The following is a 14,467-nucleotide window of genomic DNA, read 5'->3' as shown; positions in this document are numbered from 1 at the left end:
GGAAGGGTGATGGCACGTAACGGCAAGGTGTAATACAGGAAGTGGTTACCCGGCAAAAGTTTCAAAACGTTTTTTATTTAGTCAATTGGGGAAAACTATAGAACCAGCACAGCAAAATGAACTGCCATGTAAAAGTAGGTGACATGGAAGAAGGAATCTTCATACTTCGAAATAATTGAAGATGGTGTATACTATGACTAAATTATGTTTTGGAAGAAGGGGAACTCACGATGAACGAAAAGTATGTAGATGATAGTTTTGCTTTGCATACCGATTTATATCAAATTAATATGGCAGAAAGCTATTGGGCAGATGGAATGCATAACCGGAAAGCTGTATTTGAGTTGTATTTCAGACAATTGCCATTCGGAAACGGCTATGCAATTTTTGCTGGATTAGAGCGCATGCTGAATTATTTAAAAGATTTCCGATTCAGTGAAACCGATATCGCATATTTACGAGATGAACTTCATTATAAAGAGGATTTTATCGAATACTTAAAAACAATTCGTTTTACAGGTTCCGTGTATTCGATGGAGGAAGGTGAACTTGTTTTCGCGAATGAACCGATTGTGCGAATTGAAGCGCCGCTAGTGGAAGCCCAGCTGATTGAAACAGCGCTATTGAACATCGTAAACTATCAAACGCTGATTGCGACAAAAGCCAGTCGTATTAAGCAAGTTGTCCAAAAGGAAATTGCGATGGAATTCGGTACACGCCGTGCACAAGAAATGGATGCAGCGGTTTGGGGAGCTCGTGCCGCAGTAATTGGCGGTTTTGAATCCACTTCAAATGTACGTGCCGGAAAGCTGTTTAATATTCCTGTATCGGGTACACATGCACATGCATTGGTTCAAGCATATAAAAACGACTATGATGCATTCCATTCCTATGCAAAGCGTCATAAAGACTGTGTATTTTTAGTTGATACGTACAATACGTTAAAATCAGGTGTGCCGACAGCGATTCAAGTAGCAAAAGAGCTTGGCGATAAAATCAATTTTATCGGAATTCGTTTAGACAGCGGAGATATTGCCTTTCTTTCAAAAGAATCGCGCCGGATGCTTGATGAAGCAGGTTTCCCGAACGCGAAAATTATCGTATCGAATGATTTGGACGAATATACAATCCTGAACTTAAAAGCGCAAGGTGCCCGAGTGGATATGTGGGGAATTGGTACAAAGCTCATTACGGCATATGATCAGCCGGCCTTAGGTGCTGTCTATAAAATGGTATCAATCGAAAATGATCACGGTGAAATGGAAGATACGATTAAAATTTCAGCCAATGCCGAAAAAGTAACGACACCTGGGTTAAAGAAAGTTTACCGGATTATAAATAAAAAAAGCGGGAAATCAGAAGGGGACTATATCGCTATGGCTGATGAAAATCCTGCTGCTGAAGAACGAATTAAAATGTTCCATCCGGTGCATACATTTATCTCAAAATTCGTAACGAACTTTGAAGCGAAAGAATTGCACCGAAAAGTGATTGACAATGGTGAGATTGTGTATAAAAACCCAACATTAATGGAGATTCGCCAATATGCGTTCGACAATTTGGAATTGCTTTGGGATGAATATAAACGTTCGTTAAATCCTGAAGAATATCCGGTCGATTTAAGTCAAAAGTGTTGGGATAACAAAATGCGCAATATCCAGGAAGTGCGCGATATGGTGATAGAACTCGAAGAACGATAAGGAGTGAGAACATTGTCTATGTTGCAACAACAAATTATTGAAGAGTTGAAAGTACAGCCGACAATCGATGTCGAACAGGAAATCCGTAAGTCTATTGATTTTTTAAAGGAATACGCAAAGTATCATCCGTTCTTGAAAGGATTTGTACTCGGTATTAGCGGTGGGCAAGACTCAACGTTAACAGGTAAGCTTGCTCAAATGGCTGTCGATGAACTAAATGAAGAAGCGGGAGAATCTAAATATTCATTTTGGGCTGTAAGATTACCTTATGGAAAGCAATTCGATGAAAAAGATTGCCAAGATGCACTCGATTTCATAAAGCCTACTAAAGTGTATACGGTTAATATTAAAAATGCTGTCGATGCAAGTGTAAATGCACTTTTGGAAACAGGAATCACATTGAGTGATTTCGCAAAAGGTAATGAAAAAGCTCGTGAACGAATGAAAGTACAATATTCGATTGCTGCAGCAAATGATGGTGTCGTACTTGGTACAGACCATGCTGCGGAAGCAGTAACAGGCTTTTATACTAAGTATGGCGATGGCGGCACGGATTTAATGCCGATCTTCCGTTTAAACAAACGCCAAGGCCGAGCGATTTTAAAACATTTAAATTGTCCTGTACATTTATATGAAAAAATTCCGACTGCCGATTTAGAGGAAGACCGTCCTGCATTGCCGGATGAAGTGGCGCTTGGTGTTACGTATGAGCAAATTGATGATTATTTGGAAGGTAAGGAAATCCCGGGAGAAGCACGTGAAAAGCTTGAAGGACATTACTTGCGTTCTATGCATAAACGTCATATGCCGATTACAATTTTCGATGATTTCTGGAAACAATAGTATACGTTAGTACGTGATAAATCACCTTGCTTCTTTTTGATGAAGTGGGGTGATTTTCCATTTTAAAGGGAAACTAGTTGTGCTCGCATTTTGTTTTCGTTATGCTTAAACTACATGCCAAAGATGCAACGATTACAGGTGGGAGGACAATTCATGAATGAACAGATCGAAGGAATAATCAGAAACATCGAGAAAGTTATGATAGGAAAAAGAGAGATTGCCGAGCTAAGTATTGTTTCATTATTAGCAGGAGGGCATGTATTACTGGAAGACGTACCGGGCGTTGGGAAAACGATGATGGTACGTGCGCTATCGAAGTCTTTAGGTGCAAGTTTTAAACGTATTCAATTTACACCGGATTTATTGCCGTCCGATGTAATTGGCGTTTCAATATATAATCCGAAATCATTGCAGTTTGAGTTCCGTCCTGGGCCGATTGTCGGCAATATTGTATTGGCGGATGAAATTAACCGTACATCACCAAAAACACAGGCCGCTTTATTGGAAAGTATGGAAGAGGGGTCGATTACGGTAGATGGTGAAACGATTCAACTGCCAAAACCGTTTTTTGTAATGGCGACACAAAATCCGATTGAATATGAAGGGACATACCCGCTTCCGGAAGCTCAGCTGGACCGATTTTTACTGAAAATAAAAATGGGTTATCCGACGAAGGAAGAGGAAATTGAAGTGTTGAACCGTGCTGAAAGATCAGTTCCGATTGATGACCTTTTCCCTGTATTAACAATTGAGCAATTGAACGATTTAAGAGAACAAGTAAAACAAGTCCATGTTGAAAATAATATTAAAGAATATATCGTGTCGATCGCACAACATACACGTCACCACGAAAATGTGTATTTAGGTGTAAGTCCCCGTGCTTCCATCGCATTAATGCGTGCCGCGCAAAGCTATGCCTTTATGAAAGGGAGAGACTATGTCATCCCTGACGATATTCAATATTTAGCGAAATTCGTTTTCGGCCACCGGATTATTTTAAAACCAGAAACCCGCTATGAAGGAATTACGGAAGAAAAGGTGATTGAAAGTGTTCTTCGTTACGTCCATGTTCCTGTAAAAAGGTATGCACAGTAATGAAGGGAATCAAGCAGTTTCTGAAGCATGGCGGACGTTTAATTACCGTTGTTTCATTGCTTATCATTACGTATTGCTATGCAATGTTCCAAGGGGGCTTTGTTAGCTGGTTCGTTTTCTTCACGATTCTACCGTTTTTGGTCTATTCGATATTATTGGCGGTTATACCAATCCGTTTTAAAGAAATATCCAGGACTTTATCGAAAGAACGAATTGAACGTGGGAGCAATGTACAAGTTACCGTAACATTCCGAAACACGAGCTGGTTTCCATTTGTTTTCATGATGGTCAGGGAACTGCCGATGAGAGAGGAACATTTTGAGAAACCGAACGGAAATGTAACAAAACTATTTTTGGTTGGGTGGAAACGGGAGTTTAAGTGGACATATGAATTGAAAGAGTTAAAGCGCGGAGAGCATCATTTTAGAGGATTGCTGTTTACATGTACGGACTTTTTTGGATGGACAGTGCGGAATGTCGTAATGAATCACCCGCAGCTGTTTTTAGTATATCCAAAAGTATCCGACGTCAAATTAATGCCGATTGGTATGCAATATGATCAAGGTACAAGTCAATCGCGCTATTCTTTGATCAAAGATACAACGGTTGCCACAGGTGTGCGCGAATATGTACCAGGTGACCGGTTTTCCTGGATTCACTGGAAGTCATTTGCGAAAAATGGTGAACTGCGCACAAAGGAATTTGAAGATCAAAAATCACAAAATACATTTGTGCTCATCGATCGTGCAGTACAGAAAAACTTTGAAGATGTTGTTGATTACACAGCGTCTTATATAAAGAAAATTGTAAAAAAACAGGGCGACGTTTCATTTCTTAGTGTTGGCGTTGACCGGTATTTTACGCCGATCATTAAAACCGGCAAACAATATGAAAAAGTGCTGCAGCATTTGGCGACAGTCGAACCGGATGCGCAGTTTGGTGTCGAGCGTCTGCTATATGAAGAACAGAAAATGATGAGCCGCTCTGTTGTTGTTATCATAACAGGTGAAATGACCCCTCAGCTGCAGGAAGTACTGAATGCCGGAACGAAATATGCACGTAAAATTATATGCTTTGTCGTAAGTAATCAAAAAGAACCGGTACAGCATATGAGCCAAAATAATGAAGTACATTATATTGGCATGAACGAATTGCAGCGAACGTATTCGGAGGTGAAGCACGCATGAGACGCAGCGCAGCCGAAAAAATAGAACTCGCGATTTTTTATTTTATTATTTTCCTGATTTTACGAGAATGGCTAGTACCGGTTATGGAATTGACGGATACCGGCTACTTTACACAGTTTGTTTTATTCATAGGACTTTGTTTAATTCTTGGGATCTTTTCTCTGCCGTTTATTATAAACTGGTTCATTAAACTGGTGTACATTACATGGTTTATAGTCAGTGTATATAAAGATGAGACATTGACGACAGTGCAATTTTTATCGGAAGAATTGAAATATAATTTGGATATACTGTTTGCAGGAGAGTGGATTTATGTAAGTGATCCTTTCCGGACAAGTCTGTTTTTTATACTGATCTGGATGCTGATTTATTTAATTCAGCATTGGGTAAGTGTGCGCTATAGCATTTACTATTTCCTGCTGCTTACAGTATTCTTCATCGGGACACTCGATACTTTTACAGAATACGATGGCACAGCAGCGATCATAAAAGTAATGCTGTTAGGTCTTGTACTTACATCATTACTGTTTATAAAACGTCTTATGCAGGCTGCGGAAATGCAGAAAGACTGGATGAACTACTTGAAGTATGCGACACCGATCGTTATTTTCGTCATGATGGCAGGTATTATTGCGACAATTATGCCGAAAGCAGAGCCACAATGGTCGGATCCGGTGCCGTATGTCAAAAACATTGCAGGTATTGGAGGCAACGGGAGTCAATCGGTTGCAACAGTTGGCTATGGAGAAAATGATGAGCGATTAGGCGGCCCATTTGCAGGGGACAATACACTTGTCTATGAAATAAAAACACCGATCCGTCAATATTGGCGTGTGGAAACGAAGGACGTTTATACGTCTAAAGGCTGGGAACAATCGAGTGATGAGGCAGTGCAGCAAACGCTTCAGCTTTCAGATCCGCTGCCTCTTTCAATCACACCTGGAAATGAAGAACCCGAATCGGTGGAAGTACAGGCTGTAAATGAAGACTATTTATTTCTATTACAGGCTTATGGAGTGACATCCTATGCTTTGGACGAAATGCATACCGGGTTAAGATATAATACTGGAAATGAGAAAATTTTACCGCTTATTAACAGTGATGTGATTGCACCTGCCTCATACGAAATGACTTTTCAACAGCCGGAATATAGTTACGTAGCTTTGAAGGAAACGTTATCTTCAACTGAAAATAATCCGCGCTATTTGCAGCTGCCGAATAATTTGCCGCAGCGTGTAACGGATTTAGCATATGAAATTACGGATATGTATGACAGCGTATATGACAAAGCGCGGGCGATTGAAGGTTATTTTGCGCGCAGCGGCTTCCAATATGAAACGACAAATGTACAAGTACCATCGGCGGACCAAGATTATGTAGACCAGTTTTTGTTTGAAACAAGACTTGGCTATTGCGATAACTTCTCTACTTCGATGGTCGTCATGCTCCGTTCGATAGGAATTCAGGCGCGCTGGGTAAAAGGTTTTTCAAGCGGAGAACGGATCGATTCACAAGATGGTATGTTTACGTACCAAGTGACGAATAATGATGCCCATTCATGGGTTGAAGCGTATATTGACGGCATTGGCTGGATGCCGTTTGAGCCGACAATTGGGTTTAGCAATCCGATGAATATTAACTATGATGTGGATTTCGAAGCTCCGGAAGAAGAGCAATTACCTGAAATGGAAGAACCGGAAGCGCCAAAGCCGGAGTTGGAAGAGCAAGATACAGCGAAGCAATCAACTAACGGTACAAGTGGTATGGACTGGTCGAAATTCAAATGGGTGCTGTACGTATTATTGGCAGTTGTTGCAATTGGTTTAATTATTGCTTGGAAAAAGCGCGGGCAATGGCAACCGAAACTTGCTGTCCAAATGAACCGTTCAAAATTAGAGAAGGCGGCAACATTTGAAGAAGCTTACTTTGTGTTGTTAAAACAATTGGAGCGTATTCATTTAAAACGAGGGCAAGATGAAACGCTGCAACAGTTTGCAATGCGTGTCGACCGACAGTTGGAAACAACGAAAATGAGTGAGTTGACGGCGTTTTATGAGCGTCTTATTTACGCTAAACAAACCGATCAAATAAATACAAATGAAATGAAAGAAATTTGGGAATATTTAATCAATCGCACGAGTGGTTGATTTTAAGTCGGCGAAAGAGTAAAATTTAGAAAAATAAATAGTATTGTGCCTTCATATAAGTCTGGTAATATGGTCCAGATGTTTCTACTAAGTTACCCTAAATAACTTATCTATGACGGTGGGTCTCACTATATCCTTATAAGGGATAGTTATACCCACTTGAAGAAGAGATGAAATATGAACGCGTAGAAATTATTTTCTTACGCGTTTTTTTTCTTAATATAGGCCGCAAAAAATTAGAAGAGGTGGAAATAGTGTCAACTCCTATGTTAAAAGAGCAAGAAAAGATTGTCGTTCTTGATTTCGGTAGTCAGTTCAACCAATTAATCACTCGTCGTATTCGTGAATTCGGTGTATTCTCGGAATTACATCCACATACGATTACTGCTGAAGAAATTAAAGAAATGAATGCTGTAGGTATCGTATTTTCAGGTGGTCCAAACTCTGTATATGATGAATCTGCATTCCGTGTAGATCCTGCAATTTTCGAGTTAGGTTTACCAATTTTAGGTATTTGCTACGGCATGCAATTAATGGCCTATACACATGGTGGTAAAGTGGAAGGCGCGGCAACTCGTGAATACGGAAAAGCTGAAATTAACATTACTTCGGATAATAAATTATTTGCGGATTTACCAAAAGATCAAGTTGTATGGATGAGCCATGGTGACCATGTAACAGCGGTTCCAGAAGGTTTTGAAGTAATTGCGACAAGCCCGGCATGTTCGATCGCGGCAATGGCTGATGCTTCTCGTAAGTTTTATGCAGTACAATTCCACCCGGAAGTACGCCACTCAGTATACGGAAATGACTTACTGAAAAACTTCGTATTCAATGTTTGTGAAGCAAAAGGCGACTGGTCTATGGCAAACTTCATTGAAATCGAAATTGCAAAAATCCGTGAGCAGGTTGGAGACAAGCAAGTACTTTGTGCATTATCAGGCGGAGTTGATTCATCTGTAGTAGCAGTGTTAATCCACAAAGCAATCGGTGACCAATTAACTTGTATGTTCGTGGATCACAACTTAAACCGTAAAGGCGAAGTTGAGCAAGTTATGAAAACTTTCACAGAAGACTTCGATATGAAACTGATCAAAATCGATGCGCGTGAACGTTTCATGAATAAACTTGCAGGTGTTTCTGACCCTGAACAAAAACGTAAAATTATCGGTAACGAGTTCATTTATGTATTTGATGAAGAATCATCAAAGCTAAAGGATATGGACTTCTTAGCGCAAGGTACGCTTTACACAGATATTATTGAGTCTGGTACAGCTACTGCCCAAACAATTAAATCACACCATAATGTTGGTGGTTTACCAGAAGATATGAAGTTCGAATTAATCGAACCATTAAATACACTGTTCAAAGACGAAGTACGCGCTTTAGGTCTTGAATTAGGTCTACCTGAAGAGGTAGTATGGCGTCAGCCTTTCCCTGGTCCTGGATTAGGTATTCGTGTACTTGGTGAAGTAACAGAAGAAAAATTGGAAATCGTTCGTGAAGCAGATTATATTCTTCGTGAAGAAATCAAAAAAGCTGGACTTGAACGCGACATTTGGCAATACTTCGCTGTATTACCTGACATCCGTTCAGTAGGTGTAATGGGCGATGGCCGTACGTACGATTACGCAGTCGGTATCCGCGGTGTAACATCAATCGACGGCATGACATCTGACTGGGCACGTATCCCTTACGATGTATTGGAGAAGATTTCTGTACGAATCGTAAACGAAGTAAAGCACGTAAACCGCGTGCTGTATGATATTACTTCTAAGCCACCAGCAACGATTGAGTGGGAATAGTACCGCATTACTGTATTCTTATTACATTTACAAAAATTGCATTTCTTATAATGACAATGCCCCTGGAAGTTAGGAACAAGTCTAACCTCCGGGGGCTTTATGTTTTAATGGTGCTGGCTAGCATCGAATTTTCAAAATAAGGAATTATCTTTTATTAGTAAAAGAATCCGATTTATTCTGTTCAATTTAAATTGGATATATTAAAATTTATGAAACCACCATGCACTTCTTATCAAGTCGCAGTAATTTGAGGTTTACAAGAAGTATAATTGGAAAATAATAATCGCCAATTAGATAAGGGGAGCGAAGTTCTTTGTTTACAAAACCGGACCTGGAGAGCATGCATATTATTGAAGGGAGTTTGGATCCTTTAATAGTACTATTGTCTTTCATCATCGCTTTTGGTGCATCGTATACAGCGATTTATATTAATCGGCGTATCAATGTAAAAGGTTTTTTTCATAAAAATTTATGGTTAGTGCTGGCTTCACTGGCGATGGGTCTTGGGATTTGGTCGATGCACTATGTCGGGATGAGTGCACTCGTAATATCGATTCCTATGAAGCATAATCTGTTCCTGACACTTATCTCTGTCATTCCTGCGATCGTTGCATCATATATGGCATTTTATTTAACCAACAGTGAATATAAAAAGATTCGAACATTTATTGTCGCTGGTATTTTAATGGGATGCGGTATAGCGCTTATGCATTATTTAGGTATGGCTGCGATGGAGATGGACGCAACGGTTGTATATAATCCGTTGCTGTTTGGCTTATCGATTCTGATAGCGATTGTGGCATCATTTGCCTCTTTGTATATCTTTTCGATTACAGATACTAAAATGGAAAAGATTTTAGTGAAAAGTATCGCCGCATTTTTAATGGCCATCGCTGTGACGAGTATGCATTATACGGGTATGTTAGCGATGAAGTTATATATTGAAGGTACGATCCATGTACATGCACATGATTCCAATATGATGGATGTTGTATTGTTTGTAACAATTGGTATTGTCAGTTTATTTATCCTTGCAATTTTAGCCAGTCGCTTAGACCGATATGTGGATTACCGTATGAAAAATTTCGATGCGGTAACACAATTGCCGAACCAAAATCAGTTTACAGAAGACCAGCGTATTAAAAAGGATACGAAATTGGTAGCCGTTGTGCATATACACAACTTGGAGAAGTATATTTTAGCTTATGGCTATTCTTTTGGGGATACAATTATTAAAACTGTGATGAAAATAATGCAGACTAATTTGCCAAAAGAGACAAAATTGTATCGAACGGAAGCTAATCGCTTTACGGTGATACATGCACCTGCTGAAAATGTACAAAATACAATTGATGGTTTGCGGTGTATTTGTCTTTTGTTGGAGCGTCCGCTAAATATTGATGAACGTATGGTTTCGGTAGAGGCGGTTGTTGCTGTTTCACAGTCAGATGATAAAAAGGCAGTCCGAGAACATTTTGCCAATACAATTGCGGTATTACATGCACCGTCCATTAATTATGTACGATCCGAAGATTCATACGTTTAATTTTGAACGTCAACTAAGCCTTGATATTCAACGGGCAATGGATGAAAACGAATTGTTTCTCGTATACCAGCCGAAAGTAGACCCGGAGCTAAATATTGTAGTAGGATTAGAGGCACTTATCCGTTGGAAGCATCCGGTATTCGGAATAATATCACCGGCCGTATTTATTCCGATATTAGAAAATACAAATCGTATATCCGATGTGACGGATTGGCTAATTGCGAGAGTTTGCCAACAATTAGCTGTATGGAACAATATAGGAATGGAGCTTCCGCAAGTATCGATTAATATTCCGGGCGTATATTTGACATCTCCGCGTTTAAATAGGGTAATTAATGAAAATCTGGCTAAGTATAATATTCAAGTGTCTAAGATTGAACTGGAAATTACAGAAACAAGTGTTATTCATGACATTCATAATGCTATAACGGCAGTTCGGACTTTTAGGCAAAGTGGTTTGTCGGTTGCGTTGGATGACTTTGGTACAGGCTTATCCTCGTTATCTTATTTAAAAGAAATACCGATATCCACGATTAAGATCGATAAATCCTTTATAGATGGTGTGCCGGAATCTGAAAAAGACGCCTCTATCCTAAAATCGATTGTACATTTATGCTATTCTCTTGGTTTGAATGTCCTGATAGAAGGTGTGGAAACGAAAGAGCAATGCCAGTTTATTATGGGCTTGGAGAGAGTGCCGATTATCCAAGGCTATTATTATTCAAAGCCTTTGACAGTTGAAGAGTACGAACAGTGGTTGGAAAAGCGAAAAGAAGTAGGTGAACAAAATGGGAAAATATCAATTGGATAGTAAAGGTAAGGCAGCTGTTGCGAAGTATCACGAAAAAAACAAGCCTGCCCAATTCGATAAAAAGCAGCAACTTGAAAAATTGCGTGCGCAGTATTTGGAAAAGAAACAACAACAAAACGATAAATAAATTGAAGTGAAACATGGAAGGAGTAATATCTTTCTATGTTTTTTTATTTGGCTTCACTTTTCGTGCTTATCCAATTAATAATAAAATATTGTCATAGTGGTGTTTCATTTTCTTTCATTTTTATTACAGAATATTAAATATATCAACCTCAAGTTTATTATTTAGGAGAAAAGGTATTGTATAGTATGCCAAATCAAGCATAGACAGTCGGTATAAAAAACTAATTAAATTAAACTGGAGGAATGAAACATGGAAACACGTGATAACAAATTATATGGTATTTATGACAATGAAGCAGAATTACAGGCAGAAATGGATCGCCTTCGTGCACAAGGTTACGGCGAGGAAGATATGTACATCGTATCCAACCGCAATGATCAATTATCAATGTATCGAAACTCAAAAGGTTACAGCACTAACACGGATGGTTATGACGCGGATCATAAAGAAGGTTCTTGGTGGGACCGCTTTAAAGCATTCATGATGGGTGAAGATCTAGTACGCGATCAGCACTTTAATCAAATGGGGATCTCTGAAGATGAACGAAATCGTTATTATGATGAATTACAGGCAGGAAAATATTTATTGTATGTAGATAGAGACTACGGTACTTATTTTGATGAAGGTACAAAAAATTATGGCATGAATGATAATGTTGGTGTGAATAATCATTATGAGCGTGATTATGAAAAAACCGATGAAGAACGTTTAGCACTTCATGAAGAACGCCTGCAAGTAGATAAAAAACGTGTGCAAACTGGTGAGGTACAAGTCGACAAACATGTAGTCGAAGAGCAGCAAAATATTGAAGTGCCAGTTGAACATGAAGAAGTTTATGTAGAAAGACGTCCTGTTAATGAGGACACAACTCTTAATGCAAACGGAAAACTTCAAGATGGTGTCACTCATGCCTATGAAGAACAGGGCAAAATTCATATCCCGGTTACGGAAGAACAAGTGGATGTTACGAAGAAAGATGTCGTAACGGAAGAAATCGTAGTCGGTAAACGAAAAGTAACGGATACGGAAACTGTGTCGGACACGGTTCGTCGTGAAGAGGCAGATATTAAAGATACGACTAATACTACGAATCATTTAAATGACTATGACAATTTGGATGATGATCCGTTAAAACGTACAAACCGTGGATTATAAAATAATTATAAAAAATAGGAAGCCTGTATTATGCAGGCTTCCTTGTTTTATATGTTAGTTATAATCTAGTTAGTAATTTTGAGCTAAAATTATTCTTCAACAGTGGCTTTTTCACGAGTTTTCCACTCGATTCCACTAGTAACACATCCGAATGTAACGATTATTAAAAGTACAAATAATGTGTTATGTAACCAGTAGGGCATTTAAACCCCTCCTTTAATAGTCTGTGTTTCGTTTTATTATTTTAACATATTAAAGGGTAATACTCTCATTTTTAGATAGTGAGATATAATTATTTTTCATGTTTTTGAACAAAAAATGTCACAATTATAAAGAAGAAAAATGCGATTAATAAAATAGAACCCCCTACAATGAAGAACACCATGTTCAGCGTTTCGTTTGTATCAAGCGGATTTAAATTATACAGCCACATCCCAATACATAAACCAAAAGCACCGATCATGCCTAAAATACTTTGAATTTTAACGAAAATCAACTTGCGGATTGGTACTGAATAATAGAAAATCCCCCAAGCAAAAACAGATAACCAACCGACCAATACAAAGTGTGCGTGGATTGGGCGTAACGAATAGTTCATCTCACCACTCATAATTGATCCGATTAATACACCGATAAAGCCTGAAATAGCAGCAAAGCGAATTAAAAGTAATGCCCATTTTCGTTGTTGTTGCAAAAAAATCCCCCCTCTATTTGTTCAAACACCACTATAGAGGAACAATATAACATTTCTATAAACTTTCTCTAATTAATTATGAATCTAGCAAATCGAACACTTTATGCTGCTGGAAATCTGTAATAATTTCTTTGGGTAATAATTTGTAAAGTTCATCTTTTGTCGCCCACAAATAGTTGAGGTGTTCATCGGATAAAGTGATTTGCTCCTCTTCTGTATCGCATAAAAACGTGAGCAGGACAATTTGACGTGTTTTACTCGTGTGGAATGTTGTGGAAAACAGCTGATTTTTTACAGTGATATTCAATCCAACTTCTTCTAAAAACTCCCTCATAAGTGCTTCTTTAAATGATTCACCAAACTGCAGGTTTCCACCGACTGTCTCCCATGTGCCTGCCCCAACCGTTTCAATTTGTGAACGCTGAACGATCAGTATTTTATTATTTTTAACAAGAACTCCTTTTACAACTACCTTAATTTCATTCATTTTGGTTTCCCCGATTCAGTATAAATTTAATGAAAATAGTATGGAATTTTATGTTTTCCAAGCTTAATAATAGCAAAAAGGGAAAGAAAAATAGAAGTAAATGAATATTTTATGGATGTTTTCACGAACTATGAATTAAAATATATAAAAAATGTTCGGAAATAGCTTGTAATTTGAAAATTGAAATGATATATTACAAACGTAAATTAAATACGTCGTCGTATAATGTCGGGAATAAGGCCCGTAAGTTTCTACCGAATCACCGTAAATGATTCGACTACGATTTATAAATAAGTAATCTCACTTCTATAATAAGAGTGGAATATGCTTATTTTCCTTAAATCGTGGACATGCGGCATTTATGCTTTGCGTGTCTTTTTTGTTTTTAAGGTTAAGTGTTCTTTAGATGTTGAAGACGACAACACGGAGGAAAGTTTTATTATGAAAAAGTATTTCGAGTTCGATAAACTTGGAACTAATTATCGCCGAGAGATTTTAGGTGGTTTTACAACATTCTTGGCAATGGCTTACATTTTAGTAGTAAACCCTAGCATTTTAACGCTATCGGATATTGAAGGTTTACCAGATGCACTACGCATGGATTACGGTGCGGTATTTGTGGCAACAGCTGTTTCAGCAGCAATTGGATGTTTCATCATGGGGATTGTTGCAAGGTACCCATTAGCTTTAGCGCCAGGTCTTGGGTTAAACGCATTCTTTGCTTACACAGTTGTCTTAACAAACGGAAGCCCTTGGCAACATGCTTTGGCTGCAGTTTTTGTATCAGGTGTATTCTTCTTACTTTTAACGATTACAGGATTACGTGAAAAATTAATCAACGCTATCCCAATGGAACTTAAAATTGCCGTT

At 38.5% G+C, this 14,467-nt stretch carries 13 protein-coding genes and 2 riboswitches (1 of these 15 only partly in view); of the genes, 11 read left to right on the top strand and 2 right to left on the bottom strand.

Annotation, left to right across the window (positions count from 1 at the left end; all coding sequences use genetic code 11):
• Window positions 1–230 precede the first annotated feature (230 nt).
• The 10 genes from MKY51_RS16195 (at window position 231) to MKY51_RS16150 (ending at window position 12,416) form a co-directional block, all read left to right on the top strand.
• Complete coding sequence (locus MKY51_RS16195) at window positions 231–1,700, top strand: nicotinate phosphoribosyltransferase (protein WP_339173952.1); 1,470 nt, start codon at window positions 231–233, stop codon at window positions 1,698–1,700.
• A gap of 18 nt (window positions 1,701–1,718) precedes the next feature.
• Complete coding sequence (gene nadE / locus MKY51_RS16190) at window positions 1,719–2,543, top strand: ammonia-dependent NAD(+) synthetase (RefSeq protein WP_339176663.1); 825 nt, start codon at window positions 1,719–1,721, stop codon at window positions 2,541–2,543.
• 153 nt (window positions 2,544–2,696) lie between these two features.
• Window positions 2,697–3,638 carry a MoxR family ATPase gene (locus MKY51_RS16185; protein ID WP_339173950.1) on the top strand — a complete coding sequence of 314 codons (942 nt, stop codon included), beginning with the start codon at window positions 2,697–2,699 and terminating at the stop codon, window positions 3,636–3,638.
• On the top strand, window positions 3,638–4,825 hold the full coding sequence (locus MKY51_RS16180) for a DUF58 domain-containing protein (RefSeq protein WP_339173947.1): 1,188 nt from the start codon (window positions 3,638–3,640) through the stop codon (window positions 4,823–4,825). The genes MKY51_RS16185 and MKY51_RS16180 overlap by 1 nt, the downstream gene beginning before the upstream one ends.
• Window positions 4,822–6,972, top strand: a complete 2,151-nt coding sequence (locus MKY51_RS16175; RefSeq protein ID WP_339173944.1) for a transglutaminaseTgpA domain-containing protein — start codon at window positions 4,822–4,824, stop codon at window positions 6,970–6,972. The genes MKY51_RS16180 and MKY51_RS16175 overlap by 4 nt, the downstream gene beginning before the upstream one ends.
• 31 nt (window positions 6,973–7,003) lie before the next feature.
• Window positions 7,004–7,105: riboswitch (purine riboswitch) on the top strand.
• A 118-nt stretch (window positions 7,106–7,223) separates the two neighbouring features.
• On the top strand, window positions 7,224–8,777 hold the full coding sequence (guaA, locus tag MKY51_RS16170) for a glutamine-hydrolyzing GMP synthase (protein WP_339176661.1): 1,554 nt from the start codon (window positions 7,224–7,226) through the stop codon (window positions 8,775–8,777).
• 313 nt (window positions 8,778–9,090) lie between these two features.
• Window positions 9,091–10,323, top strand: a complete 1,233-nt coding sequence (locus MKY51_RS16165; RefSeq protein ID WP_339173941.1) for an MHYT domain-containing protein — start codon at window positions 9,091–9,093, stop codon at window positions 10,321–10,323.
• Entirely contained in the window at window positions 10,277–11,134 is an 858-nt protein-coding gene (locus tag MKY51_RS16160; protein WP_339173938.1) for an EAL domain-containing protein, read from the top strand. Before MKY51_RS16165 ends, MKY51_RS16160 begins: the two co-directional genes overlap by 47 nt.
• Window positions 11,112–11,261: a hypothetical protein gene (locus tag MKY51_RS16155; RefSeq protein ID WP_339173936.1), complete on the top strand. Its 150-nt coding sequence runs from the start codon at window positions 11,112–11,114 to the stop codon at window positions 11,259–11,261. The genes MKY51_RS16160 and MKY51_RS16155 overlap by 23 nt, the downstream gene beginning before the upstream one ends.
• A 249-nt stretch (window positions 11,262–11,510) precedes the next feature.
• Entirely contained in the window at window positions 11,511–12,416 is a 906-nt protein-coding gene (locus MKY51_RS16150) for a DUF2382 domain-containing protein (protein WP_339173934.1), read from the top strand.
• Between the two features lie 292 nt (window positions 12,417–12,708).
• Here the strand turns inward: MKY51_RS16150 and MKY51_RS16145 are convergent, their stop codons facing one another.
• Together MKY51_RS16145 and MKY51_RS16140 are read right to left on the bottom strand one after the other, a co-directional pair.
• Window positions 12,709–13,110 carry a hypothetical protein gene (locus tag MKY51_RS16145; protein ID WP_339173932.1) on the bottom strand — a complete coding sequence of 134 codons (402 nt, stop codon included), beginning with the start codon at window positions 13,108–13,110 and terminating at the stop codon, window positions 12,709–12,711.
• A 76-nt stretch (window positions 13,111–13,186) separates the two neighbouring features.
• Complete coding sequence (locus MKY51_RS16140; protein WP_339173930.1) at window positions 13,187–13,597, bottom strand: NUDIX domain-containing protein; 411 nt, start codon at window positions 13,595–13,597, stop codon at window positions 13,187–13,189.
• A 198-nt stretch (window positions 13,598–13,795) separates the two neighbouring features.
• Window positions 13,796–13,897: riboswitch (purine riboswitch) on the top strand.
• Window positions 13,898–14,038: 141 nt separating this feature from the next.
• Here MKY51_RS16140 and MKY51_RS16135 point away from each other — a divergent pair.
• Window positions 14,039–14,467 carry the 5' end (the start) of an NCS2 family permease gene (locus MKY51_RS16135; RefSeq protein ID WP_339173928.1) on the top strand. It continues 906 nt past the right edge of the window, so only the first 429 of its 1,335 coding nucleotides appear in the window; the start codon lies at window positions 14,039–14,041; its stop codon lies off the right edge, out of view.

This window comes from Solibacillus sp. FSL R5-0691 (assembly GCF_037974225.1).
Taxonomy (GTDB): domain Bacteria; phylum Bacillota; class Bacilli; order Bacillales_A; family Planococcaceae; genus Solibacillus.
The sequence above is the reverse complement of the archived record's forward strand: the minus strand, read 5'-3'. Positions and strand labels throughout refer to the sequence as shown.